This window comes from Solibacillus cecembensis, assembly GCF_050272495.1.
Lineage (GTDB): Bacteria > Bacillota > Bacilli > Bacillales_A > Planococcaceae > Solibacillus > Solibacillus cecembensis.
On record NZ_JBNNMF010000017.1, the window covers coordinates 50,105 to 74,803 of the forward strand.

The 24,699-nt window shown below is 36.0% G+C and carries 27 protein-coding genes; 4 read left to right on the plus strand and 23 right to left on the minus strand.

What is annotated here, in order from left to right:
• Nucleotides 1-184 precede the first annotated feature (184 nt).
• From ACQKIH_RS15270 to ACQKIH_RS15335, 14 genes are all read right to left on the minus strand, one after another.
• A complete protein-coding gene (locus ACQKIH_RS15270; RefSeq protein ID WP_427767539.1) occupies nucleotides 185-1,177 on the minus strand; it encodes an NADP-dependent oxidoreductase in 993 nt (330 codons plus the stop codon).
• Nucleotides 1,178-1,349: 172 nt separating this feature from the next.
• On the minus strand, nucleotides 1,350-2,411 hold the full coding sequence (locus ACQKIH_RS15275; protein ID WP_427767542.1) for an alkene reductase: 1,062 nt from the start codon (nucleotides 2,409-2,411) through the stop codon (nucleotides 1,350-1,352).
• Nucleotides 2,412-2,447: 36 nt separating this feature from the next.
• On the minus strand, nucleotides 2,448-3,296 hold the full coding sequence (locus ACQKIH_RS15280; RefSeq protein WP_427767544.1) for an alpha/beta fold hydrolase: 849 nt from the start codon (nucleotides 3,294-3,296) through the stop codon (nucleotides 2,448-2,450).
• Between the two features lie 86 nt (nucleotides 3,297-3,382).
• The gene (locus ACQKIH_RS15285; RefSeq protein ID WP_427767546.1) at nucleotides 3,383-3,964 is read right to left on the minus strand and encodes a TetR/AcrR family transcriptional regulator; all 582 of its coding nucleotides are present in this window, start codon (nucleotides 3,962-3,964) and stop codon (nucleotides 3,383-3,385) included.
• Nucleotides 3,965-4,489: 525 nt separating this feature from the next.
• The gene (locus ACQKIH_RS15290; RefSeq protein ID WP_427767548.1) at nucleotides 4,490-4,930 is read right to left on the minus strand and encodes a GNAT family N-acetyltransferase; all 441 of its coding nucleotides are present in this window, start codon (nucleotides 4,928-4,930) and stop codon (nucleotides 4,490-4,492) included.
• Between the two features lie 412 nt (nucleotides 4,931-5,342).
• A complete protein-coding gene (locus tag ACQKIH_RS15295) occupies nucleotides 5,343-5,792 on the minus strand; it encodes an NUDIX hydrolase (protein ID WP_427767550.1) in 450 nt (149 codons plus the stop codon).
• A 202-nt stretch (nucleotides 5,793-5,994) separates the two neighbouring features.
• Entirely contained in the window at nucleotides 5,995-7,176 is a 1,182-nt protein-coding gene (locus ACQKIH_RS15300) for a macrolide family glycosyltransferase (RefSeq protein WP_427767552.1), read from the minus strand.
• Complete coding sequence (locus tag ACQKIH_RS15305; protein WP_427767554.1) at nucleotides 7,173-7,610, minus strand: helix-turn-helix domain-containing protein; 438 nt, start codon at nucleotides 7,608-7,610, stop codon at nucleotides 7,173-7,175. The genes ACQKIH_RS15300 and ACQKIH_RS15305 overlap by 4 nt, the downstream gene beginning before the upstream one ends.
• Nucleotides 7,611-7,885: 275 nt before the next feature.
• Entirely contained in the window at nucleotides 7,886-8,377 is a 492-nt protein-coding gene (locus ACQKIH_RS15310; protein ID WP_099424291.1) for a hypothetical protein, read from the minus strand.
• 151 nt (nucleotides 8,378-8,528) lie between these two features.
• Nucleotides 8,529-8,795 carry a hypothetical protein gene (locus ACQKIH_RS15315; RefSeq protein ID WP_427767556.1) on the minus strand — a complete coding sequence of 89 codons (267 nt, stop codon included), beginning with the start codon at nucleotides 8,793-8,795 and terminating at the stop codon, nucleotides 8,529-8,531.
• 140 nt (nucleotides 8,796-8,935) lie between these two features.
• Nucleotides 8,936-9,943 carry a DUF4179 domain-containing protein gene (locus tag ACQKIH_RS15320; RefSeq protein WP_427767558.1) on the minus strand — a complete coding sequence of 336 codons (1,008 nt, stop codon included), beginning with the start codon at nucleotides 9,941-9,943 and terminating at the stop codon, nucleotides 8,936-8,938.
• On the minus strand, nucleotides 9,921-10,463 hold the full coding sequence (locus ACQKIH_RS15325) for a sigma-70 family RNA polymerase sigma factor (RefSeq protein ID WP_057990227.1): 543 nt from the start codon (nucleotides 10,461-10,463) through the stop codon (nucleotides 9,921-9,923). Before ACQKIH_RS15325 ends, ACQKIH_RS15320 begins: the two co-directional genes overlap by 23 nt.
• A 518-nt stretch (nucleotides 10,464-10,981) precedes the next feature.
• Complete coding sequence (locus ACQKIH_RS15330) at nucleotides 10,982-13,549, minus strand: vitamin B12-dependent ribonucleotide reductase (protein WP_427767560.1); 2,568 nt, start codon at nucleotides 13,547-13,549, stop codon at nucleotides 10,982-10,984.
• 254 nt (nucleotides 13,550-13,803) lie between these two features.
• The gene (locus tag ACQKIH_RS15335; RefSeq protein ID WP_486387653.1) at nucleotides 13,804-14,640 is read right to left on the minus strand and encodes a lipoate--protein ligase family protein; all 837 of its coding nucleotides are present in this window, start codon (nucleotides 14,638-14,640) and stop codon (nucleotides 13,804-13,806) included.
• Nucleotides 14,641-14,987: 347 nt separating this feature from the next.
• On the opposite strand from ACQKIH_RS15335, the gene ACQKIH_RS15340 reads away from it, so the two are divergent.
• Nucleotides 14,988-15,368 carry a rhodanese-like domain-containing protein gene (locus ACQKIH_RS15340; RefSeq protein WP_057983885.1) on the plus strand — a complete coding sequence of 127 codons (381 nt, stop codon included), beginning with the start codon at nucleotides 14,988-14,990 and terminating at the stop codon, nucleotides 15,366-15,368.
• Between the two features lie 178 nt (nucleotides 15,369-15,546).
• The gene (locus ACQKIH_RS15345) at nucleotides 15,547-16,179 is read left to right on the plus strand and encodes a pentapeptide repeat-containing protein (RefSeq protein ID WP_057983887.1); all 633 of its coding nucleotides are present in this window, start codon (nucleotides 15,547-15,549) and stop codon (nucleotides 16,177-16,179) included.
• Between the two features lie 236 nt (nucleotides 16,180-16,415).
• Here the strand turns inward: ACQKIH_RS15345 and ACQKIH_RS15350 are convergent, their stop codons facing one another.
• The 3 genes from ACQKIH_RS15350 to ACQKIH_RS15360 form a co-directional block, all read right to left on the minus strand.
• Nucleotides 16,416-16,928, minus strand: a complete 513-nt coding sequence (locus ACQKIH_RS15350) for an isoprenylcysteine carboxyl methyltransferase family protein (RefSeq protein WP_427767563.1) — start codon at nucleotides 16,926-16,928, stop codon at nucleotides 16,416-16,418.
• Nucleotide 16,929: 1 nt separating this feature from the next.
• Nucleotides 16,930-18,012 (minus strand): type III polyketide synthase, encoded by a 1,083-nt coding sequence (locus tag ACQKIH_RS15355; RefSeq protein WP_427767565.1) that lies wholly within the window; start codon nucleotides 18,010-18,012, stop codon nucleotides 16,930-16,932.
• Nucleotides 18,013-18,269: 257 nt separating this feature from the next.
• Nucleotides 18,270-18,761, minus strand: coding sequence for a CotD family spore coat protein (locus tag ACQKIH_RS15360; RefSeq protein WP_427767567.1), 492 nt, complete (start codon nucleotides 18,759-18,761; stop codon nucleotides 18,270-18,272).
• Between the two features lie 149 nt (nucleotides 18,762-18,910).
• Here ACQKIH_RS15360 and ACQKIH_RS15365 point away from each other — a divergent pair, with 149 nt between their 5' ends.
• Nucleotides 18,911-19,618 (plus strand): DNA alkylation repair protein, encoded by a 708-nt coding sequence (locus tag ACQKIH_RS15365; RefSeq protein ID WP_427767569.1) that lies wholly within the window; start codon nucleotides 18,911-18,913, stop codon nucleotides 19,616-19,618.
• Between the two features lie 109 nt (nucleotides 19,619-19,727).
• On the plus strand, nucleotides 19,728-20,051 hold the full coding sequence (locus tag ACQKIH_RS15370; protein WP_427767571.1) for a hypothetical protein: 324 nt from the start codon (nucleotides 19,728-19,730) through the stop codon (nucleotides 20,049-20,051).
• A gap of 217 nt (nucleotides 20,052-20,268) precedes the next feature.
• On the opposite strand, the gene ACQKIH_RS15375 is transcribed toward ACQKIH_RS15370, so the two are convergent.
• The 6 genes from ACQKIH_RS15375 to satA all read right to left on the minus strand — a co-directional run bounded on the left by ACQKIH_RS15375 (nucleotide 20,269) and on the right by satA (nucleotide 24,677).
• The gene (locus ACQKIH_RS15375) at nucleotides 20,269-20,790 is read right to left on the minus strand and encodes a GNAT family N-acetyltransferase (RefSeq protein ID WP_427767573.1); all 522 of its coding nucleotides are present in this window, start codon (nucleotides 20,788-20,790) and stop codon (nucleotides 20,269-20,271) included.
• A 347-nt stretch (nucleotides 20,791-21,137) separates the two neighbouring features.
• Nucleotides 21,138-22,034, minus strand: coding sequence for a stage II sporulation protein P (spoIIP, locus tag ACQKIH_RS15380; protein ID WP_427767575.1), 897 nt, complete (start codon nucleotides 22,032-22,034; stop codon nucleotides 21,138-21,140).
• Nucleotides 22,024-22,563 (minus strand): RNA polymerase sigma factor, encoded by a 540-nt coding sequence (locus ACQKIH_RS15385; protein WP_427767577.1) that lies wholly within the window; start codon nucleotides 22,561-22,563, stop codon nucleotides 22,024-22,026. Before ACQKIH_RS15385 ends, spoIIP begins: the two co-directional genes overlap by 11 nt.
• 163 nt (nucleotides 22,564-22,726) lie before the next feature.
• Nucleotides 22,727-23,452, minus strand: a complete 726-nt coding sequence (locus ACQKIH_RS15390) for a nucleotidyltransferase domain-containing protein (RefSeq protein ID WP_427767579.1) — start codon at nucleotides 23,450-23,452, stop codon at nucleotides 22,727-22,729.
• Between the two features lie 85 nt (nucleotides 23,453-23,537).
• Nucleotides 23,538-24,023 (minus strand): HIT family protein, encoded by a 486-nt coding sequence (locus ACQKIH_RS15395; protein WP_427767581.1) that lies wholly within the window; start codon nucleotides 24,021-24,023, stop codon nucleotides 23,538-23,540.
• A gap of 132 nt (nucleotides 24,024-24,155) precedes the next feature.
• The gene (gene satA / locus ACQKIH_RS15400) at nucleotides 24,156-24,677 is read right to left on the minus strand and encodes a streptothricin N-acetyltransferase SatA (protein WP_427767583.1); all 522 of its coding nucleotides are present in this window, start codon (nucleotides 24,675-24,677) and stop codon (nucleotides 24,156-24,158) included.
• Nucleotides 24,678-24,699 lie beyond the last annotated feature (22 nt).

Genomic DNA, 24,699 nt, shown 5'->3' on the forward strand with positions numbered 1-24,699 from the left:
CCCCTACTTTGAACAAAGATTGATCAAAATAGGGGCTATTTTTCATATCTGTATAGTGCTTTTTGTAATAAGGATTGATCATTTCGGAAACCGAATATTCAACTAAAGCCCCCGTTAGTTGAATAACATTTGTATTAGTAAGGAATCTTTTTTGTTGCGCTAGCGCTCATTCAGACACTCAGTATCACCTTAATTTAAGTATTACTTTCCCCTTAGCTTTACCTGTTTCTGTATACGCTAACGCATGTTTAGCATCTTCAAAAGGAAACACTCGGTCAATTGTTGGTTTCACTGTTCCTGCTTCTAAAAGTTCTGATAAAATTTCTAACTGTTGCCCGCTATGTTTCATAAAAAGAAAGGTGTATTTTATATCATTCTTTTTTTCCAATCCAGTTATTTTTAAACTGACTAATGAGAGAATTGTTTTCTTAATTAGACCAAGTCCCATTTCTTTTGCGAAACGACCATTTGGAGTTCCAGCGATAGAAACAATTTTACCCCCTTTTTTTACTGTCAAAAATGACTTCTCTAATGTTTCACCTCCAACACTATCAATTACTGCGTCATAATCTTTAATGACGTCTTCGAAATTCACAGATTTATAATTAATGATTTTATCTGCTCCAAGTGATTTGGTTAATTCAATTCCTTCGCTAGAAGTCGTTGCAACATACGCTCCCATTTCTTTTGCTAGTTGTATAGCAAAAGTTCCTACGCCTCCTGAGCCAGCATGAATGAGAACTTTTTGACCGTTTTTCACACTCAATATATCATGAAGAGCTTGGTATGAAGTTAATCCAACTAAAGGGATAGAAGCTGCTTCTTCAAAACTAAGGTTTTTAGGTTTTAAAGCAATATCTGCTTCATGAACAGATAGATATTCTGTAAATGTACCCATCTTTTCTGAACGAGGACGACCGAAAACTTCATCACCCACATTGAATTTGGTTATCCCATTACCAACTTGGATAATGGTTCCACTAAAATCGTTACCTAACGTTAAAGGCATGTCGTATTGCAACAAAAGTTTTAATTCGCCCTTACGTATTTTTGTATCAAGAGGGTTAATACTCGCTGCATGTACTTCCACTAAAACCTCATTATCTCTTATTTTGGGCATTGGTCGTTCAATAAAAGTAGGATCTTTTTTATATCCTTCTATTACAAATGCTCTCATGCCAAAACGCCTGCCTCTCTACATTAATTACTAATGAATTCCTGATTTTATTGTAAAACAAAATATCCTGAAACTTCATTATTCTCTTTTAACGCAAACATTATGAAACTCCCCCAAGAATTGAATAGATATGGGAAAGTTTCATTAATTGTTCCTGCCGTTTATATGCCAGTTATTGTTTCATGGAAGGATAATCGATATATCCTTCCGCACCGCCAGCATACATTGTATTTCGGTCAGGTTCGTTCAATGGTGCGCCAACTTTTAAACGTTCCACCAAATCAGGGTTTGAGATTAACCAAGTTCCTACGGTAACAACATCAGCCACTTCACTATCTACGTCTACTCCTAAATGCTCTAAAGGTCGTCCTGGTCGGTTAATAAGAAGCGCTTGCGACCATAATTCGCGAATTTCCTGTACTAATGGTTCATTTCCAAAGTGCATGACATGAAGATAGGCAAGATTATGCTTATCTAACTCCGCAATTAAATAACGATACATATCAATATTTGTTTCCCCTTCTTCTATCCCGTTCAATGTTCCTTGTGGGGAAAAACGAATACCTGTCCGTTCTGCACCTATTTCTTCAACTACTGCTTTAGCTACCTCAATCGCAAATCTGGAACGGTTTTCAATAGAACCACCATATGCATCTTGACGGTGATTTGCATTTTCGCTTAAGAACTGTTGAATAAGGTAACCGTTAGCACCATGAATTTCAACACCATCTGCTCCAGCTTCAATAGCAGAGCGTGCTGCTATACGAAATTCATTTATGACTTCTTTAATTTCTCCTTCTGTTAACTCTCTTGGTGTAGGAATTCCCTTCATTCCTTCTGCCGTGAAGATTTCCACATTCGGTGCAATAGCTGATGGTGCAACAGCTTGACGGTGATGTGGTGTGTTGTCAGGATGAGAGACTCTTCCGACGTGCATCAGTTGAATAAACAGTTTACCGCCTTCACTATGAACTTTTGAAGTGATTTTCTTCCAACCATCAATGTGAGCTTTAGTATATATACCCGGTGTGTTTGTATAGCCTTGACCGTCGTCAGAAGGTTGAGTACCTTCACTAATAATTAAACCAACTGATGCTCGTTGACCGTAATATTCAACCGCTAAGTCACTCGGTGTCCCGTCTTCTAAGGCACGACTTCTGGTCATAGGTGCCATACCTATTCTATTCTTTAAGTTGAAATTCCCAATACGTACTTCATCAAATAATTTACTCATAATCAAGCTCCTTTTTTTGTTTGCTTATTATAAATCTTATAGTGATATGGCATCTAAAAATGAATTCACATTCTCAGCAAATAACTTTGGGAATTGGAATAAGTGTCCGTGACCAGAATCGGGATAAATGATCAATTGGGCATTTGGTAACTTCTCAGATAAGATAAAACTATTTTTTGTTGGTACCATCACATCTTCGATGCCATTCGTCACAAGTGCTGGGTGAGGGATATTTTTCAACCAGTCATAATCTTGATCAGGCTTCGGTTGTGCCCATTTTGCAACAGCGTTTAGTTGAGCAGCTTGAACTTGATCTGAGCTTTCAAATTGTTTCTGGCTCATAATTCGTTGCAAAGAATCCATCCCAGCAGATTTACTTGTTTCAGTTGATTTGTAGAAGAAGAACATGAAATCGTCTAATGCATTGTCTAAATTCCCTCCATGACGTTGCATTCTTTCAAAAATCACTGGTTCTGGGTTTACCCCTGCTTCTGGAGAAGAACCAGCAATTATAATTCGACGAATAAGGTCTCCTTCCTGTAAGGCTAATTCTTGTGCAACCATTCCACCGATTGAAAAACCTAAAAGATCAACTTTATTTAATTCCAGTGCTTTAATGAACGTTGCGGCATCCTGAGCCATTTCACTAATAGTTTCTGGTGTTTGCCCATTTGTTTCCCCCACACCTTTATTATCAAAAAGAATAACTGGTCGTTCTTTCGCGATTGGAGCAACCATATTCGGGTCCCAGTTTTCCATTGTCCCTCTAAAATGCACTAAGAAAACAACAGGTGTACCTGTTTCAGCCCCAAATTTTCTGTACGCAAAACGAGTACCATTCACCTCTATAAATGTTGATTCTGTCGGTATTGTGAAGTTTGACATATGAATTCTCCTTATTTTTAATTTTGTTTTATCACATTAACATTTAAGAACGACCGTTCTAGAATTAATAAAGAAAAAAGAAAGCGCTAATCTAACACTTTCAACATTAAATCAAGGATACTTTCTAATTCCTCTTTTGAATAGTTTGTTTTAACTATGACCCTTAAACCAACAAGGTTATTATGCAGAAATTGGGCAGTAATTTGAGGATTTAGCTCTTCATTCAACTCACCTTTTTTTCGACCTTCTTTAAGCATTTGCTCGAACATAACCTCTGTATCTTTAAACATTTTTGTCACTATACGTTTAATATCTTGATCTAGTAAGGATAGCTCTACAGCAGCATTTACTGATAAGCAGCCTGTTGGATAGACGTCTAATTCAGCTGATTGTATAACATAATTAAAAACATCCCGAATAGCTTTCTTTACTGTTGTAGAGTTACTGATAATTCCAGTAAATGTTTCGATAACAAACGTTTCATAGAAAGTTAAAGAAGCTAAGAACAGTGAGCGTTTATCTCCAAATGTATCATATATACTTCTACGATGAATACCCATATAATCAACCAAATCTTGCATTGATGTTTTTTCATAACCTTGCTTCCAGAAGAGTTCCATCGCTTTTCTAAGGACGACTTTCTCATCAAATTCCCTATTTCTAGACATTGTACTTCCTTCTCCTTAATGGACAATTTCCTTTAATAACATTTTAGAACGATCATTCTATAATTAGAGTACACCATTTAAAATGTTTAGTAAAGAATCAATTAGTTTACTTTTTATTTTGTATAACTGCTCCATTAACGTAAAAAGAAATTTATTCATCGTAACCACAAAGTGTCTGGTTACTTTTTCAGTTAACCTGCTCCGTTAGTTTAAGAAGAAAAAGCTACCCTAAAGGCTGCCTTTTTATGCTAAAGCCGGGGTAGCGTCATATTCAGATTTAAAACGTTAAGAAATATACACGATTTTATGCAACGTGAAAAACAAACCAAACAAGTAAAAATACGGCTACATCAATCGTTTGCACTACTTGTATTAAAAGATGAATAAGCAATGTCAATAAGAAAAGCCACGAAACGTTGATTTAATAACATTCGTAGCTTTTGGTGTATCCCCAAACTTGGATTTGGGAACGTTATTTAATTGTATTTTGTATACGTTATAAATACTTGTTGCACTAAAAAAGAGTTACAATGTTTTTCTAAAGGAATAACACCATTTGTCGTATTCAAATTTATCCTCATAAAATCGGTGTGCATCACTTCTTTGTATACCTGATTCTAAAGCTACATACTCAGCCCCATTTTCATCAGCCCATCCATGTATGTATTTTAACAATTTCTCTCCATAACCAAATGAACGATAAGATACATCTGTTACTAAATCGTAAATAAAAATATGACGTTTATTATAAAAATTAATTCTCCAACTTAGTCCAACTAATGAAACTATTTTATCTTCAACGTACATTGCGTATAGCTTATATCCATCTTTATTCATATCTTGAAGTAACTTTATATAGGTTTCTTCTGTTAAATCCGTTCGTAATTGTTTCATAATAGGAAAAGCTTCTAACCACTGTTCTATATTTGTTAATTCAACTATAGTTTCTAATGCAGAATTCTCCATATTTAAGACCCCCAAGTTTTAAGTCAATAACCAAATTATACCACAAATTACTAAGTTAGTTGGAGAATAAGATTCCCAAAGCGTCCTTTGATAACCTTTCATTGAGATTCTATTTATACGTTACCAATACTCAGAACAAGTGGATCGAACAGCCTTCATTCAAATCATTTTTCGCTGCGTCTCAGAGTGTTATTTTCTATAAAAAATAGCGATAAAAACCGATTTAACAGTGTTTGTCGCTGTTTGAAATGTTACCAAGCTTTAATTTGGGAACGTTATTGAGTAATTAGTATGTATAAAAATTTATGTTAAAACAGTTCATTCCATGGATTATTTTCTAAGTTTCGTTAAAGATACTGTTATGACTAATTAGTATAGCAGGCTATTAAATTAAAGAAATAACTGTTTCAGATTAATCAATTGAAATGTAGCCAACCTTTTCAAGTAACTTTAAAGTTGTATAATTTAGATTAGGAAGTTTGTCTAAAGAGAAATATTTTAATGCTTTGCTTTCTTCATTTTTCTTAATAGGACCAGTTACTTTTGTAGTTTTATAAATCGCAGTTGCATTGTAAATTTCATCCCCATGAGGGAACTTATAATATAATTCTTTCCCAGAAGCTAATCCGACTAATATCAATTCTTGAGCGATTAATCCCGTTTCTTCAAATAACTCTTTTTGAGCGGTTTCTTCAAAACTATCCCCAATTTCCATACCGCCACCAGGAAGCCCCCAATCATTTGTATCTGAACGTAATTGTAATAATATTTCATTCTTTTCATTCAAAACAATAATTGCAGACCCTGGTGCAATTATCGGTCTTGTACCAATGTGTTGTCGTAAAGATTTAATATAATTCATTATGTTCCTTCTTTCTTGAAAAATTTACTAAAGTTTAGCATAAGTTATTTATGTTACCAAAGCGTCGTTTGGGAAGATTCTTGAAATGGCCTTTCACTAAAGCCCCCGTTAGTTGAATAAGAAAAGGGACGCTTATTCCACAATCGGGCGCGATTGTGGAAGTTTTGTTCAGATATTTAATCTTTTGCAGAATACAAAGCCGTTATGATTTCTCTCCAATTTTACTCAGGATCACATTGGCAGCTTCTAACGCACCACCAGCTTCCCTAAAGCTTTCTGACAGTTTCTGCGCTTCTTCCTGATATGCTCGATTTGTAAGCACTTCAGCTACCGCTGTTGCTATATACTTTGGATTTTTTCTATTAAGTTTTAATCCTGCGCCGAGCTGGGCAACTCGGTCAGCTACAATTCTTTGTTCGCTATGTTGCGGAAATAAAACCATTGGAACTCCAAAATATAGACTTTCATTCGTACTATTCATCCCACAGTGGGTAATAAATACATCTGCTCTCTGTAATACCGAGATCTGATCCACAGCGTTTTTCACTATGAAATTTTCTGGTACGCTATCAAGAGACGATATCTCAGTTTTTTCGCCAACTGACATCACAACATCATAGTCTGTCTTTCCAAATGCTTTGAGACAGTTTTGGTAAAAATCCTGATTCTGATTTAGTACAGTTCCAAGAGAGATGTATATTACTTTTCTAACTCTTTTGTCATTCTGTATCGGTACAGACTGCCTTATGGATGGTCCAACAAAGGCATAGCGCTCAGAAAAGGTATCCGCCATCGGCTGAAATTCTTTCGACGTGTAAACAATGGTGTCCGTTTCATTATCATTTTGAACTAGCGATACAAAATTCTCTACTCGATAACCATGATCGTTTAATAGTTTAATTTTTCTGTTAATCCTCCGCATGCCTACAATCATTCTCCAGACTTCCATGAAACCCCGCTTCATTAATTTTACTGTATACTGATTAAAGGCAAACGAAGTAGTCGAACAAATATATGGAATTCCTAGTTTCTCAGCAAATAATTTTCCCCAAATACATAAAGAGTCAGATACAATGCAGTCTGGCTGAATTTCCCTTAATTCTTTACACACCTTTTTATCCAAAGCAATTGTGGTATCCGCTACCATTTCAATCAATGCTGCAAAATCTTTGCCAACCTTACGGTCCAATTCTTTATGTGAAACTTTAGGTAAGAATTCATCACAAGCCATAAATAAAGCACCTGTATCCCCTATTTTTTCCTGAAATTCTAAAAAGGAATAATACCAAACTTGATGACCTTTCTTTATTAATTCGGTTACTACCGGAATAGTCGGGTTGGTATGACCATGTGCGGGTAACGAAAAAAAGACGATTTTACTCATTCGATCTCATCCTTCGATTCCGCATTTCGAATCATCTCTGCAAATTCTAGGAAGCCGTCACTTTTTAAGACAGCAATTCCTTTTGTCGCATCCTCTCCCAAAACAACCAGTTTATCACCTGCATGAATCTGATACATTTCACGTGCCTGTTTTGGAATTACAATCTGTCCGCGTTCTCCTACCTTCACAACACCAAAGAACTGCTTCCCTTTAGGACTTATCTGGTTTGCTTCTTCTTCATTCATATTGCGAGATAATTGATCTATGGTTACTTGAAAAATATCACCGAGTATCTTGCATTTATAAATATCTGGTAGGGCCTCCCCATTTTCCCACTTCGCTATGGTCTGCCGTGATACGTTTACCTTTTCAGCCAATTGTTCTTGACTTAGTTTATGCCTTTTACGCAAAACACGAATATTCATACCAATCATGTTTTTCATCTCCTTATATTTAATAATATAGAGGATTTAAGGAGAAATCTATCAACAGTTCATAACATTTCTTGTTAAATATTGTGGCAAATATTCATACACAAGAAAGATAGCATATCCATATTTGATGCTTAATCAATTATCTGGACCGATTGTGGAACAAGCTAAAAATTTTCTTATTCAACTAACCTGCTTCGTTAGTTCAAAGAGAAAAAGCTACTCTAAAGGCAGCCTTATTCTGCTAAAGCACCCGTTAGTTGAGTAACATTTCTTATTTAAGTATTTTGCTTAATCGCTTCTTCTACGTAAGTAAGAAGATTACTGTATGGGGAGTTCCCTTTCAAAAATTGCGATACCACATTCAAAGGTAATATCACCATATCCCTCTTTTTAGAATAAAGAACACTCTGTGTTTTGCTATTACTAAACTCTCCATCAAGACTGGGAGAGTAATTACGTACAGAATCAGACTCATACCAGTAAAAGTCTTGATTAATATAATTTTTGATAACCTCACCAATATACGCACCTATTCGAACCACAAAATTATCAAAATGCTTATTTAACAGTTCAGTACCAAAATCCGTATTTATTAATCTTTTTGCATACATATCAATATAACGAATACTCTCAATAGTGAAGTCTAAATTTCTTTTAGTTAGGTTCTCTTTATCCCAGGAATCATCTGATACATCCCGATACATTAATTTTGCAATGCCTTTTAAATCATCTTTTTTTAATTTTGCTATATTTAAAAAACTAAACATAAGATGGGATTTCTCCTTTATCAATTGTCTACGAGTAAAGCTATGATAATTATATCTCTTATTCCGCTAACCTGCTTCGTTAGTTCAATAAGAAAAAGCTACCCTAAAGGCAGCCTTGTTCTGCTAATGCCCCTCGTTAGTGAACAGTTCGTTAAGGTGCATTCCATATAAAAGCACGCACTATGTGTGGACCAATTACTGTAAATGATAGAACAAAAGCATTTCCAAAAATACCTATGTTTCTTGTAACTCCTTTATTGCCAAACCACGAAAGAATAAACCCAATAATTGAACCACCTATCATTAAAGGAAAGATTACTTCATCTGGAACTAAATCAATTCCGTTTAAAAATAAAATATAAACCACTAAATCAAATCCACATATTAGTACCGATATAACGTTGAAATAATTTTTCAATTTCATACTCCCCCTTATTAACATTAACATATTCCTAGTTCAACTAAACTGCTCCGTTAGTTCAATAAAGAAAAAAGAGCTGCATATGCAACTCAATGATCTTCAAGTAAAGCCCCCGTTAGTGCAATAAGGATAAATAGTTAATTTAATTCAATCGTAATAGGTTCGAAATCAATTCGTTTATTATCACTTTGACTATTACTTACATGAGCGAATGGATAAAACATAATCGATGTTGCCTTGGGATCCAGTCCATGAATTGTTGCATTCCATGTGATATCTTCACTCGAATCCCCATCCTTTGTGCCAGATCCACCATTATACGGCACTTCATATTTATTGCCTAAATTATCAATCGCACTCAACTCAGCCTCAACATACCTCCATCTTTCATGAACAGCAGGATCGATATCTTGTAAGTAATTAATCGTTAAATTAACATCTGTTTTGATTGCATCGATTAGCTCGACCTTTACCCCCTCTTTGTTTACTTGCTCATTAATTACGATCTGTTTTCCATCTAGCTTGTTTAAAGAAAATTCAAAATGCCAGTCACCTTTCATTACTTTTTCTCCTGAATGAATTGCTTGAGGACTCCACTCTATATTCACTTTGTCTTGCGGGTTATCACGCATGGATACCGTCATCATACCAACATAGCCAACACCGTTCACATACTTCCCACCATAGCCTGCGTTACTTATATTCGTTGGCATATTCTCAAAAGTCGGAAATGAATCTAAATCCTCTTCAGCTCGTAAAACATATGAAAGAGTTACCGTACTCCCATCGTAAAATGCTTGCTCAATAATTATCTCAATCCCATTGCTTTCTTCAACTAAACCAATATCTGTACTGATCTCCTCATATGCTTGATAGTAGTCTTCTTGTGAAATGAAATAGTCGAATGCCTGACCAATAATGGGGATTTGTGTAACAAAGTTAGCAAATGCAGGTGAAACATAAACAGATGAAATTAGACCAATCGATAGAATTCCCACGGCAGCAGTATATTTAACCATTCGTTTAAAAGGGAATTTCCGTTGCTTCTTCTCTTGCTGAAAAGCGTCATCCAAAATAGCGTCTAATTCTTTAGAAGGAACAGGAATTTCATTCATAGCCTCTTTAAATCGGTTTTGTTCGTTCATCTATGTACACTCCCTTCAATGTCTTTTTAATTTTCGCTAACGCTCTTTTGCCGTTCGATTTCACTGTACCAAGCGGTTCGCCAAGTACCTCTGCTATTTGTTCGAAAGTCAAATCCTCATAATATTTTAAGAGTAGAACCGTTTTATATTTTTCATCTAATCGATAAATAGCATCAAGTAAGTCCATCTTTTCATCAGATGTTGCGATTTCAGTGGAGAGAGATTGAAATTTTAACTCATCAATTAAAATCACGTTCTTTTGTTTTTGAAGTACACCAAGCGATACATTGATACAAATTTTCATCAGCCATGTCGTGAAATACTTTGGCTCTCGTAGCTGATGAATGGACTCAATCGCCAGCAGCACTGTTTGCTGGAAAACATCTAAAGCATCCTCCTCATTCCGAACATAACTATAAGCAGTCCTATAAAGCTTCTCTTTTTCTTGCTTCAGTAAAAATAGAAGTGCTTCCCGGTCCCCTCTGATTGATTGTTTTACTTTCTTTTCGTTAACCGTCATCCTTTTCACCACCTTATCTATTAGAGAGCTGACCATCAAAAAAAGATGCACTTTTCTAAAATAAAAAAGACATATTCAAATGAATAAGTCCTTATTGTACACTTTTTTTATTCAAATAAACTGAGACGTTAGTTAAATAAAAAACGTCTCCAAAGCGTCGTTTGGTCACATTTCTTAACTTAGCGTTGGAAATCCCCATAATTTTGAAGGTACTCCTTATTGCACTAAACTGCTTCGTTAGTTTAAGTGCATTTCTCCACAATCCTTATAGTTACATTAACATAAATATCCAACAAAAAATCATCTAACCTCTAAGAAATCTACAGAGGTGAGAGGATTTTAATCAAACTTTATTACAAAGCTACATCTATGCCTATCCTTGTTTATTACAGCCTTCTTTGATTCATCTTCTATAGTTGGCCACCTTCTTACTCTTTTGGTCAAAAAACACCCCTTTAGATAAGGTTCAATCTAAAGGGGTGTTCATCACATTTTTTTATATACTTTGCGAATTTATTTTATAATCCACACTTCAGCTGCGCACTACAGTTTGTACATGTGTTACAGCCGCCCATTTCCTCTACCGTACCTTGACGGCATACCGGACATGTATTTCCTACTTCTGAACCGATTGTTACATCCGTATCTGCTAGTGGTTTAATAGTATCCACTAATACAACTTGGCGTTTTACTACGACTTCTTCTTGCTTTAATTCTTCAAATTCCATTTGCTCATCTGAATTTGATTCTTCGGCTTTTAGCGTTAGTACTTGTGAATCACGTGAACCATCCACGTATACTGTACCGCCTTTTGCTCCACCTTTATATAAACGCTCGTACACATTTTGCACTTGCTCAACTGTGTAACCTTTTGGCGCGTTCACTGTTTTCGAAATCGATGAGTCGATCCAGTTTTGGATAATGCACTGTACATCGGCATGTGCCTCTGCTGATAATTCCATCGAAGCTTTGAACCAGTTCGGTAAATTATTTTCATCTACACCTGGGTTTGCATCTAAGTATTCTTTCACGATTTCCGCTTTTACTTCGATAAACTTCCCTAAACGACCTGAACGGTAATAAGTGAAGCTGAAGTAAGGCTCAAGTCCTGTTGCAACTCCGACCATTGTCCCAGTAGACCCCGTAGGAGCAACTGTTAATAAGTGAGAGTTACGAATACCGTTTGCGATCACGCCTTCACGAATATGCTCTGGCATTTTTTTCATGAAGCCTGTGTTTGTAAAAGCTTCACGTAAACGAGCAGTTTCTGCATCCGTTGCACCTTGCAAGAATGGGAAGCTACCGCGCTCTTTTCCAAGCTCAATCGATTGTTCATAAGCGGCAATCGCAATTGTTTTAAAGATTTCGTCAACAAGTGCATTACCTTCATCTGAACCGTATTCTTTTTCACAGTAAATAAGTAAATCGGCAAGACCCATAACACCAAGACCAACACGGCGTTCACCAAGTGCTTGCTTTTTATTATCGTCTAAGAAGTACGGTGTTGCGTCGATTACGTTATCTTGCATACGTACGCCGACTTGAACCGTTTGACGTAATGCTTCATAATCAACTGTTTTCGTTTCTTTATTTGCAAACTGCGCTAAGTTTACCGCAGCTAAATTACATACTGAATATGGTGCTAGTGGTTGTTCACCACACGGATTCGTTGCAACTACTTTTTGACCATAGCTTTGTGCATTCGTCATATCATTCGCATTATCGATGAAGAAAATACCTGGCTCAGCAGCATACGTCGCACAAATATTTACTAAGTTCCAAAGCTCTTTTGCTTTAATTGTACGATCTGTACGAACAGGATAGCCGAGCTTTTCCCATTCACGAACATCGCCAACTTCATGCCATTTTTCATTGTAATCTTTCATTTGCTCTGGTGTGTAATTTGCCACATCCGGGAAGCGTAATGGGAAATCTTCATCATTTTCAACAGCAGCCATAAATTCTTTCGTTAATGTTACCGAAATGTTCGCACCTGTTAAAAACTCTGGATTGTGTACAGAATATGTACCACCGTCGCGTAATTTGGATTCTGCATCACGGATAATTGCCGCGTTAAAGCCACCGAAGCCTTCGATGTTTTTAAAGTTAACTATTCCTTGATACATAGCATCTTCTTGCTGTGTTAACGGCTTGAATTTCAACTTTTCTTTCGCTAAACGGATAATTGATTCATCCGCTGTATTTTCAATTAAATAACGTAAAATACGTGGATTTTGCATTTTTGAAATAATAAATTCCACGATATCTGGATGCCAATCTGCTAACATAATCATCTGAGCGCCACGTCTTGAACCACCTTGTTCTACAAGATGAGTCAACTTAGCAATATCATCCAACCAGCTAACTGATCCAGATGATTTACCATTTACACCGCGCGCTAATGTGTTGCGTGGACGTAGTGTGGAACCGTTCGTACCAACACCGCCACCACGACTCATAATTTCCATTACTTGCTTACGGTGATCACTAATACCTTCACGAGAATCCGCTACAAAGGGCATTACATAACAGTTAAAGAATGTTACTTCTGTTTCAGAACCTGCCCCATAAATAACGCGTCCAGCTGGAATAAATTTCAGGCTTACAAGCTGCTCATAAAACTTCTCAAACCATTCTTGGCGTTTTTCTTCCGTCTTTTCTACGGATGCTAAACCTGTTGCATTTCGTTTCGCAATTTGCTCATAGTAAATTTCTAAAGGCTTTTCGATAATATCTAACGAACGCATAATAATACCTGTTGCTTGCTCGCTCTCGTCCAATACATGTCGATAATCTGCTTCAATCATGATTGAGGCCATCTTATTTTCATGGTCAATCGATTGAATAATTCCGAGACCACGTGCAGGGAATTTCGGATCTTGTTTGACCGTTAATACAACAAAATCTCCTGCTTTTAACGTTTTCTTTTCCGTATCCTTAAAAGAATAACGATCAATCATTACAAGACGAGATACCCCTTTATGCGTAAGATGCATATCGGATGTGATTGAATGCACCTGGGGGAATTGTTCGATATCTTGATTTAACTGATTAATTTGGATGGTTTGCTCTAATACACTTGCCATCAATAAAGCCTCCTTTTAAAAATCACTCTAATAATTATTGTTCCCAACAAAAACCAAAATCAAACACAATATATTGTGTTTGATTTTTCATTTAGAATCTATATGTTGATTTTCATTTATTTCCTTAAAAAGATTACAATATAAATTTATTTCAATCAAGGGGTTGATTTTTTTAAGATTTCGTAAACCTCACTCATATCAACGTTTCCCGCATTAAAAATATTTTCACGAAAAATAAAACAAGTGTTCGTAACTTATTTTTTGAAGTTCCACTCATCTGTCAAGTATTTAGATTGCTCTAATTGTTTGACATAATGAAGTTGTTCTGCCGTTAATTCATACGGAACTAAGTCAATGTCCAATGCCTCTTCAAATCCTTCTGAGAACGCCTTCACGCACTGTTCAATCGTAAAAGGAGTTGATGCTAATCGATTCATCGCAACCGCCTTCTCAGGCAATTTTAAACGCATTTTCTCTTTCGCTTCAGGCGTTGCAAAACGGAATAATGATAATAATAAATCTTCATCAAGTTCTAATAAAATTGCACCATGTTGAAGTATAACACCCTTTTGACGAGTTTGCGCACTCCCAGCAACTTTCTTCCCTTCGACAACCAATTCATACCAACTTGGCGCATCAAAACAAACCGCGCTTTTCGGTTTTTTTAAATCAGCCAAGCTTTCCTGCGTCTCTGGAACACTAAAATAAGCATCCAAACCTAATTTTCTAAACCCAAGCAATAACCCCTCACTCAATACGCGGTAAGCTTCTGTAACCGTTTCAGGCATATCTGGATAGTTTTCAGAAACAATAATGGAATATGTAAGTTCTTGATCATGTAAAACAGCACGTCCACCTGTTGGGCGACGAACAAAACCTAAATTTTGATCCTTCACTGCCTGCAGATTAATATCGCGCTCAGCTTGTTGAAAATACCCAATTGATAACGTCGCAGGGTTCCATTCATAAAAACGGATGATTGGTGGCATACTTCCCTCACTATGCCAATCTAATAACGCTTCATCTAACGCCATATTAAAACTAGGACTACACGGACCTGAATGAATAAAATACCATTGTTTTTTCAAAATCACATCTTCTCCTCTAATTCAATTTCCCCTTGGCGTAATGACGTCCAGATTTTTTTCGAGCCCTCTCGAAAAACTCTCCTTAAAAATCTGTGACATCCGCCGGGGCTTGGGTCAACACGATGGTGATCACAAAGGCGTTGTCACAGGACGTGACGGGTTTAGCCTTTGTTCCCCTATGCAGCAGTTTTTGAAACTCCTCTGAATAAAATTGGAGATTTGACATTCATCCTCCACTTATTAAAGAGGCAACTTTCGCTGAAACAGGTTAACTATTTTAACAAACTGACTCGACTAACTGTAATACATCTCTTATAATAGACATAGAGAACGAAAGGGGCAATTTAGCAGTGACAATACTTTATACCATTTTAGCTGTTTTAGCGATTATTATCGTTTATGTATTAGTAAATTCATATCGATTAAAAAAAGCTGTAACAAATTTAACACAAGAACAATTTATTCAAGGCTACCGCAAAGCACAATTAATCGATTTACGTGAACCAAAAGAATTCGAGGCAGGCCATATTTTAGGTGCCCGTAACATTCCGACAACACAATTTGGTACACGCCATAAAGAAATTCGTCCAGATTTACCAGTTTATCTATACTGTCAAAACTCTGGTCGCAGTGCGCGTGCAGCATTGTCATTAAAGAAAAAAGGCTACACTCAAATTTATCAATTACAAGGCGGCTTCAAAACTTGGACTGGTAAAGTAAAATCAAAATAAAATCTAACATCCAGCTCCCTATTTTTATAGGGAGCTTTCTTCTTAACTTGTATCACTGCAATTATGTGAGCATACCTTTAATTGGAGTTTCTTCTATATATAAAGGTAGCTGTTAGAGGTCGAACAACTAACATCTAGTAAAATTGGACAAAATTAGAGAAAAAGAAGGTTTTATTATATGAAAATCGCCGCGCCAAAAATCGCGAATCACTTGCCAAAGCAGTCCTTCCATGATGTGCAAATGGAAGATGAGTTGGAACTTTATGATTGCCAAATAATCGACGATGAATTCGAAAGTGAACAACTGGATCACGTACGTATTTCCACTGCCCATATTAAAAATTCAAATTTAATTGGATCTAGCTTTTCAAAATCAGATTTTCTGGATGTTACTTTTGAAAACTGCGACTTATCAAATGTTCGCTTGGACGGCTCTAATATACACCGTGTCCACTTCAAAAATTGTAAACTGCTTGGCGTCAACTTTACAGATGTTCGCTTTGGCAATGTGACATTCGAGCACTGTATCGGTAACTTATCGGTTTTTTCACAGTCCAAATTTGATAAAGTGCGATTTGTTTCATGTGAACTAAGACAGACTGATTTTTATGACTGCACCTTTAAAAGCATTGAATTTGAACAATGCAATATTAACGAAGCAAACCTCGAAGAAACGAAACTTGCGAAAGTTGACTTAAGTTCATGCACGTTTGAAACGTTAACAGTTGGCATCAATTCATTAAAAGGTTGCACCGTTTCTGCACAGCAAGCAGCACTACTCGCCTCACTTTTAGGGTTGATTGTTAAATAATCAATTACGCCTCGGCGTAATTGCGTCCAGATTTTTTCGAGCTCGGGGCCACAGGACGTGGGTCAGTCAGCCGTTGTCACACGATGTGACGTTTTTAGGCTGACTTCCTCTTTTAAAGCTCCCCCTTAAAATCTGTGACATCCGCCGGGGGCTTAACTTGATTCAGTGGGGGAGAACCCCACTGAATCAAGTTAAAATAAGCCGATTGAAGTATTAACCACTTCAATCGGCTTATTTTATACTTTTATTTTCGTTGCTTCCTTTAAAGCTTTTTCCTCTACGGGAATCCGCACTGCGAGCATCGCAAAATTTAATAGTGTGAAACAAACGACGGTAAAATACGCTTGAAACATAAGTGGCAGCACTAAAATTTCAAGACAGACGACGACGTAATTCGGATGTGGGATAAACGCATATGGACCTTTTTTGACAAGCGTTGCCCCAGGTAAAATAATGATTTTCGTATTCCAGAACGACTTTAATGAGGTAAGACACCAAATTCTCATGAGCTGTAAAAATAGGAAAACAGCGAGCAACAAGTAATTTGGCGTCTGTGATAAGTTACTATACATCACCTCGATAATGAGGCAAACAAAAAAACTACTATGCAATAAAATCATGTAAGGATAATGAGAAGCCCCTACCTCATACGCTCCTTTTGCTAGCATCATTTTTTCATTGCGTTTCGCCACAACAATTTCCACTAGCCTTTGCAAGATAATCAGGATGATAATGACTGTAAATACCACATCAATCCCTCCATTCCAGCAAAACCGCTTCCCCGCTAAAGCCAGGACCTAATGCCACTAATAATCCTAGCGTGTTCGCTGCCGATTCTTTCAACATAAATTGTTCGAGCACATACAGAACCGTTGGCGACGACATATTGCCGTGATGCTTTAAAATCTCTCGGGAAATGGCAGTGTGTACGCTGTCTAATTGCAATGCCTCCTCATATGCATGCAGCACTTTTTTACCGCCAGGATGTGCAACAAAATGATCAATTTGCTCTGGCTGAATGTCATAATCATTTAAAAATTGATGGATAAACGGTCCGAGCCATGTGGCAATAATATTCGGTATGCTTTTAGCAAACACGACATGCAAGCCCCCATTTTTCACCTGCCAGCCCATCACCTCCTCAGAATTTGGCATCCATTTTGATTTTCGCCCAATAATATGCGGTACTGGCTTGTCCTGCTCCAGTTCTACTTGATCCCCACATATGAGCACACAAGCCGCGCCGTCCGCAAATAATGACGCCCCGACAATATTGCTTTTTGTATAATCGTCTTTTTGGAAGGTTAAGCTACATAGCTCAATACAAACGACGAGTACTTTCGCTTTTGGATACGCTTTGCAATAATCAAAGGCGCGACTCACACCCGCAGCCCCTCCAGCACACCCAAGTCCCCAAATCGGCATGCGAACGACTTCATCTGAAAATGGCAGGATATTCATGACACGTGCATCAATACTTGGTGTGGAAATACCTGTACTACTGACGAAAATGACAGCATCAATATCCTCCGTTGCAATCGCTGTTTGTAAAAATGCCGGATTCGTTAAACATTTTTGAATCACTTCCACGCTATAGGCAACCGCTAGCTCGACATATAATTCATTGCGTTCCTCAAATGTATGCGCCTCACGATACCATTCAGGTGGCACACAAAAATGGCGCGTTTCAATTTCACCGTTCACAAAAACATTGAGCAACCGATCAATTTTAGGCATTTGCTGTTGAAAAAGCTCTTTCGTTAATTGTTGAATATTCGACTGCGCCAATGAAAATGGCGGTGTATATGTACCGACAGAAGCTATTTTTGGCAAGATCATATCCCCTTTTAAAGTTTACATTTTTACCAATGTATTAAAGAGACGCAAGAAATATACTGCTAGATCATGACCTTTTCATAAACGGTTGTTACTTCCACTATGTTTTATTCACAAAAGGTTGTCCCTAAAATTTTTTAGCCATTATAATAACCCTCTCGCTGGCATGTTGACTTACCGGCGAGAAGATCTATTTAACTTATTTATATCGCATGAATGGTTAAGATATCTCTACTGATTAAATTTCTAGTTTATTAACAATGCCCTTTTGGTTTTCTGCAGTTGCAATTACATGTATGCATTGGCATTTGTGGTCTAAATGGTGTCCCACACATTGTATGCGTTTCACAGCATTCATTCACGCAAGATTCTGTATGTGGGAAATGATATTGATGATTGATCATATGTCTGTTAATAGTAGTCAAATGTGATGGTGAAACGTGTGGAACCACCTCAGTTGTCATATTTATTTGTTCGAACTGTTGAGTTGGTGCTATGCGCGGGTCCGCGAACTGGGTAGAACCCGATTGTATTGGAAGCTGAATTGGTTGTTGTGATGGCATTGGCATTTGCATCGGCATTCCCATCTGCATTGGCATTCCCATTTCCATTGGCATTCCCATCTGCATTGGCATCCCCATTTGCATTGGCATTCCCATTTGCATCGGCATTTGTTGCTGCGGATAACCTTGATAAAATTGCTCACTAGTCATATCAAATTGATTGAACCAATTACCATTGTTCATTTAAAGCCCTCCTTCATTAAATTTGTTACATTATTAACATATGAAATTGAAAACACGTGAACTATTTGTATGCCTATACGTTTGATGGTACGATTTATAGGCAGATTATTACAACAAAATTTTTAAAGAAGAATAGGACGTGTAAACGGATGAATTTACAATCAGTTATGCAGGAGCTTGAAGCTTTAGGTAAGGAACGTTCGAAAAAAATGTATCAATCAAACGGCGCATGCGAACCCCTTTTTGGCGTGGCGACGGGTGCGATGAAACCGATTGCCAAACCGCTCAAAAAAAATCAAGCGTTAGCAGAGGAGCTATATGCTACGGGCAATTATGATGCGATGTACTTTGCGGGAGTTATTGCGGACGCCAAAGCTATGACAAAGGATGATTTCGAGCGCTGGATTGACGGTGCGTATTTTTATATGCTATCGGATTACGTCGTTGCGGTGACATTAGCTGAATCGGATCTTGCACAAGAAATTGCGGATGAATGGATAGCAAGCGGAGAAGAATTAAAAATGTCCGCCGGTTGGAGTTGCTACTGCTGGCTGTTAGGCAACCGTAAAGACCATGAATTTTCAGAGCAAAAACTTTTAGGCATGCTTGAAACTGTTAAAAATACAATTCATGATGCACCAGAACGCACTAAATCCGCGATGAATAATTTCTTATATACAACAGGGGTTTCCTTCTTACCTCTACATGAAAAGGCAATGGAAATCGCTCAAGCAGTCGGTCCAGTTGAAATTAAAAAGGTCGATAAAAAAAGCAGTTTCGTGAACGCCTATGAAAGTATTCAGAAAGAGATAGATAGAGGGCGGATTGGTTTTAAACGTAAATATGTGAGATGTTAACGGTACGGAGCATGTTGGGATTTACACATTCAACATGCTTTTTTATGGAAGTTTTTTAGGGGGAGTTGGAGAATAAATTATAATAGTATAAAAAATGAGGAGGGACTAAATGGATATCATCAGCTTGACTATCATGCCAATTATCGCTGCATTCATAGTAACTTTTATTTTTTCAAACATTTATAAAAATAAGGACAAAGTAGATCATGGTTTTGCTTTAAATTATTTCGGAATCTCCTATCGTAGGAAAATGATTCGAGCACTTTATACTTTCCCCATTTTAATCGTGGCATCCGTCCTTTTATTTGCATCTTCACTTTTAAGTTTTCGTTATTTGCTATTCTTACTGATAATTACGGTTATCGGATTTATCATTCAGTTTCTCTATAACTATACAATGTGGAAACGAGAGCAAAATGAGTCCCCTTATTAATTTCAATATAAAAACAAACCTCGTATTTTGAACAATGAATGCTCAAAATACGAGGTTTTACCTGTCTATCGTTATTTACCTATATAATAAAATTTGATTATTCTGAAATATAATAATTCTATTCAAGTACCGGTTAGCTAAAGGCGATATTTTATGATTAAGGGGTTGTCCCAAAAATCATTGAAATGACTTTTGGTGGCAGCCCCTGTTTTTATTTTTATTCAGAGAACTCATTTCTGACAAATCTCCAAAAGTATAATTCATTTGATTCTTTATACATTTCCGCACCTGATTTTTCTAAAACCCTGTGCGATGGAATATTATCTTTATCCGTATCAGCAATAACGTACATAACATCGGACTGATTTAACAACCAGTTTTTCATACTATTAATAGTTTCCGTCATATAGCCGTTCCCTTGATATTCAGGGAGAGTATAGTAACCTATTACTACTTCCCCATTTTCATTTGGAAGACCTTTTAACATTATTCCTCCAACACTACAGTTTTTATCTTTCGAGACGATTAACCAATTGGTATACCATATATAATTTTCCTCATCACCTAACAACTTTGAAAGGCTTACTTCCATAGCTTGTTTAAGTTCTGGACTAAGAAATCGACCTGATTCAAGTAAAGATAACCTTTGCTCCATTTTCTTTGGTTTATCAATTAATAATCTTAGACTTTCTGCACTCAGTGGAATTAATCTTAATCTTTCTGTGTTTAATTCGATCATTAGTACACTCCTATCATAATTTTGTACGTCTTTTTTTATAGACAAAAACAAATTTAAAAATAGGTATATGTTATTGGCAGCTACTCCTATTACATTTAATCCAAAATAAAGGAAACATAACACTTGGTAACCCAATATTAAATGGTTATTAAAGTTTATCATCCCATTAATATAATGTAAATCATTCCAATTGTGGGATAATTAATTTTTGCTGGCTGTTTTTTGTTCAACTAACCTATAGTGCTTGTTTAATAAAAAAAGACATTACAAATAATTAAAGTAATGCCTACTGTTGCCGTTATTTGATTTCAAATTCATCCGAAAGAATCTATCCTACATTACTCAAGTTAATTTCCCGTTTCAATGATTTCTTTAATTATTTCAGCAAGGGCTTCTACTGACTTATATGCTTCTTCCCACTTATTTTCAACACCTCCAATATCCAATAATACGGACTCTTCTAAAATATCTTGATTGTAAGTATTACCCGTCGTTTTAACTAATACCCCTCTAGATAACCCTGGATATTTTTCTTCCATTTTTTTATGAAGAAGTTCTGCAAATTTCTGATTTTCTTTAAAATTGTCACTTGAATTAGATACTATAAATGCAATCCTCGCATAACTTTTTCCTTTTAGATTCAGGGTTGAGAAGTTTTTTTCAGCTAATCCTCTGTGTATATCAAATGCCATTTTAATGTTAGGGTTATTTTCCAAAGCATCATTTAATAATTCTCTTGATACCAAATATGATTGCTTAAAAGAAAGTCCACGTTCCTCCACTATTCCACTTATATCGCTTTTATCATGAATCGTACTAATATTTCTATCTTCTAATTCTTGAGCTAGCCTCGCACCTATAAGACTAATGTTTTCAGTATTGTGAAATGCTTCAAACGGTTCATTTAGATTATTATTTGGAACAAACGTTTCCTCATTATGTGTATGATATATATAAACCGAAGTTGCCGTTTCATCGATTAAGATTGGTCTATTTCCTTCTCCAAAAGAGTTAATATTATTGATCACTACCTCTTTTCCACTAAAAAGGAAAAACCATGATATTGCAATAACGCATAGTACCAATCCACTGAAAGCAAATGTTGATCGTTTAATGACCATTCTTCTGCTTTTCTCTCTTGCTTTTTGTTTTAATTTATTTTCTGTATTTAAAATAAATTCTTCACGTGGTTTTAAAGGATAGGTTTCTTTAATAAGTTCAATAATTTCCTTATCAAAATGCACTTTTCTCAACCTCCCCTATATTAATGTTTAATCTCTTTTTAAGTTCTTTTAAAGCCCGATGATAATCTACTTTAACCTTAGATTCACTACATTGAAGTACTTCGGAAGTTTCTTTTACTGAAAACTCATTAATCCCTCTCAATATTACAACAGCTCTATAATTTGGCTTTAATTTTGAAATGGCTTCATGAACACACTTTTTCATTTCAATATGTTCAATTAATTCATATGGCTCCTTATCAATTGATGCGATTTGTGTAAAAAAACCGTCTTTAAAGAAAGAAGTAAATTTTTTCTTTCGATAATGGTCAACAGCAACATGTTTTGCAATGGAAAAAATCCAAGTTTTCATATTCTTACTTCCATTAAAATTAGATAAATTATTCAAGACTCGAATAAACACTTCTTGCGTATAGTCCTCAGCATCATTTTGATTTCCTGAAAAACAAATAAGGAACCTATACACATCCGAATAGTATTGTTTGTAGATTTTACTAATGCTGTCTTCTAAGTTATCTAAATCAATCATATTTCTCTCCTCTCATTAATGATTTCAATTATTATTCGTTTGAAACGTCAAAAAGGTTACAAGAATTTTTCATTTAAAAAAGCAGAGTAACTTTTACTCTGCTTTTTTAAATGAATTCATAAATCTATGCTGATATTTTTTGTTCCGTCATAACTCGATAATATTAAGAATCACCTTTCCCTAACGTAAATCCTTCAAATAATCGCCCACCGTATGGATCTAGAACCTTTTCACATAGTTGAATAACTTTTCTTTTCTCTCCCGTTTTATAAAAAGTATCAAAGGCTTCTACGTATTCTTCTGTAAATTCCACATCATAATTCTTCAATGTACGAATAACCCATTTTGAAGAACCTGTCCAACGACCATTTATTCTTAAAACAAATTCATGAATCAGCCCAGCTAATGTGTTGGCTATAAATAAATCTTCAGCTCGATTTTTACAACCTATGAAATCATCTAAGGCATCCGTAATAAAATAACGTTTTGTCGTAATTAGTTGTTCTGTCCATCTTTCAGGACCCTTTTCCAATATCTCTTTAGCTTCTTCTTTTATAGAAGCTATAATTCCTTCATCCTTTAATATAATTCCTTCAAATACCATTCTTTGCATAGAAGGCTTCGCTGCTTTAAAATCCATTTCGAAAAAATGTTTATAGGATGTTGAATTATGTACGAAAACTTCTATCGGCCAACCAAAATCAATTAATGACTCCCTGTACGAAGAGGGTATGCTTTGATCAAAAACGACGATATCCAAATCAGATGTATCTGTTTCTTCTCCCCTAACAACACTTCCCGCCAATACAGCTCCTTGACAGGATGGGTAGTACTTATGAATAAACCGTTTAGCTGCTTCTACTGGATTTAACTTTTTAGTATGTCCCATTTACTCCCCCCCTAACTATTTGAATTCCTACTGACTAAAATACATTATTAACCTCAGTCATTTGCTCCATTACTTCAACAACGCATTAACCATTTAATTCTTTCGTTAAATCCTCAATTGCAGACATTACGTCTTTCTTATTTGCTCTTGTATTCATATTATTTCTGGCATGAAGGAGGACTGGCCTTACGGATTCGACTGAACGACCGAAATCATACATCCATTCATAACGTGGAACCATCCAAGTATGGAAATGATGTATTGTATCTTCGTTATAAAAATAATATACATTCTCAATATTCAATACTTTCCGTTGTGCCTTCCTAATTTTTGTTAAAATATTCATATAATCTAATTTTTCTGCTTCAGTTAATTCATCAAAGCACTTAATATGTCGTTTGGAGGCTAATATGATTAACCCTTTAATTGGATACGCCACATCTTGATGTGCATGAAAGTATTCCGTTTCTATTACAACTCCACCATCAGGTTTAATTAATCCACTTGTCAATGCACAACTCAAACATTCAACTTCTACACTTTTCCCGTTTGACAATGTAATTTTTCTCACAGATAGTTTCCCCTTTCTATCATTTGGATTATTATAAAATAAGAGCTAACTAAACAGCTAAATAATCAGCTAATAACGCTCTCCGTTAGTTCAACATGACAAAATATCAATTACCATTTCTTTAATTGAAACCTAAAATTTATAGTACCAAAAAATCGCAATTTCATTTGCTGTTGAAATGTTTGAATAAAGCATCGTATCAACTGCGCCTATTACAAAATGATTTTTGGCATAAAAATGACAAGCTGAAACATTAATATTTTGTGTTTCAAGCATAAGACCACCAAAGTTGTTATCCTTTGCCCACTCTATCGCTTTATTTAATAATGCGTATCCAATACCGTTTTTTCTATAATCTTTTGCAACAGTAATGTCCTCAATAAGTGCATATCCATTCCAATTCGAACGGATCTTAATCCGACCAATGCAGCTGTTTTCTACGTAATAAAAAAATACAGCTTTCCCCTCTTCTTCAATATAACTACTCTCAATATCATCATCTTCATATTTCTTGAAATAAGGTTCTGAAAAAAGTTCCTCTGTGTATTGCCAAACATTGTTTTCAAACGTAGGGATAATTCTCCCCGAAACAATAAAAGATTCGTTTGGTTTATTAAAATCCTTCATATTCAGTTGAGTCATTTTAGTGATCATGTCATGCTCCTCATAAATGGAT

What these genes read in the sequence shown, in the direction of transcription:
- ACQKIH_RS15385 (WP_427767577.1), bottom strand. Translation starts at nt 22,563, where the DNA reads ATGATTGATTTAGATAACTTAGAAGACAGCATTAGTAAAATCTACAAA.
- ACQKIH_RS15360 (WP_427767567.1), bottom strand. Translation starts at nt 18,761, where the DNA reads ATGAACAATGGTAATTGGTTCAATCAATTTGATATGACTAGTGAGCAA.
- ACQKIH_RS15275 (WP_427767542.1), bottom strand. Translation starts at nt 2,411, where the DNA reads ATGAGTAAATTATTTGATGAAGTACGTATTGGGAATTTCAACTTAAAG.
- ACQKIH_RS15325 (WP_057990227.1), bottom strand. Translation starts at nt 10,463, where the DNA reads ATGACGGTTAACGAAAAGAAAGTAAAACAATCAATCAGAGGGGACCGG.
- ACQKIH_RS15320 (WP_427767558.1), bottom strand. Translation starts at nt 9,943, where the DNA reads ATGAACGAACAAAACCGATTTAAAGAGGCTATGAATGAAATTCCTGTT.
- ACQKIH_RS15375 (WP_427767573.1), bottom strand. Translation starts at nt 20,790, where the DNA reads ATGATCGAATTAAACACAGAAAGATTAAGATTAATTCCACTGAGTGCA.
- satA (WP_427767583.1), bottom strand. Translation starts at nt 24,677, where the DNA reads ATGATCACTAAAATGACTCAACTGAATATGAAGGATTTTAATAAACCA.
- ACQKIH_RS15310 (WP_099424291.1), bottom strand. Translation starts at nt 8,377, where the DNA reads ATGTTTAGTTTTTTAAATATAGCAAAATTAAAAAAAGATGATTTAAAA.
- ACQKIH_RS15290 (WP_427767548.1), bottom strand. Translation starts at nt 4,930, where the DNA reads ATGGAGAATTCTGCATTAGAAACTATAGTTGAATTAACAAATATAGAA.
- ACQKIH_RS15305 (WP_427767554.1), bottom strand. Translation starts at nt 7,610, where the DNA reads ATGATTGGTATGAATATTCGTGTTTTGCGTAAAAGGCATAAACTAAGT.
- ACQKIH_RS15390 (WP_427767579.1), bottom strand. Translation starts at nt 23,452, where the DNA reads ATGGGACATACTAAAAAGTTAAATCCAGTAGAAGCAGCTAAACGGTTT.
- ACQKIH_RS15345 (WP_057983887.1), top strand. Translation starts at nt 15,547, where the DNA reads ATGAAAATCGCCGCGCCAAAAATCGCGAATCACTTGCCAAAGCAGTCC.
- ACQKIH_RS15300 (WP_427767552.1), bottom strand. Translation starts at nt 7,176, where the DNA reads ATGAGTAAAATCGTCTTTTTTTCGTTACCCGCACATGGTCATACCAAC.
- ACQKIH_RS15285 (WP_427767546.1), bottom strand. Translation starts at nt 3,964, where the DNA reads ATGTCTAGAAATAGGGAATTTGATGAGAAAGTCGTCCTTAGAAAAGCG.
- ACQKIH_RS15270 (WP_427767539.1), bottom strand. Translation starts at nt 1,177, where the DNA reads ATGAGAGCATTTGTAATAGAAGGATATAAAAAAGATCCTACTTTTATT.
- ACQKIH_RS15365 (WP_427767569.1), top strand. Translation starts at nt 18,911, where the DNA reads ATGAATTTACAATCAGTTATGCAGGAGCTTGAAGCTTTAGGTAAGGAA.
- ACQKIH_RS15330 (WP_427767560.1), bottom strand. Translation starts at nt 13,549, where the DNA reads ATGGCAAGTGTATTAGAGCAAACCATCCAAATTAATCAGTTAAATCAA.
- ACQKIH_RS15370 (WP_427767571.1), top strand. Translation starts at nt 19,728, where the DNA reads ATGGATATCATCAGCTTGACTATCATGCCAATTATCGCTGCATTCATA.
- ACQKIH_RS15280 (WP_427767544.1), bottom strand. Translation starts at nt 3,296, where the DNA reads ATGTCAAACTTCACAATACCGACAGAATCAACATTTATAGAGGTGAAT.
- ACQKIH_RS15295 (WP_427767550.1), bottom strand. Translation starts at nt 5,792, where the DNA reads ATGAATTATATTAAATCTTTACGACAACACATTGGTACAAGACCGATA.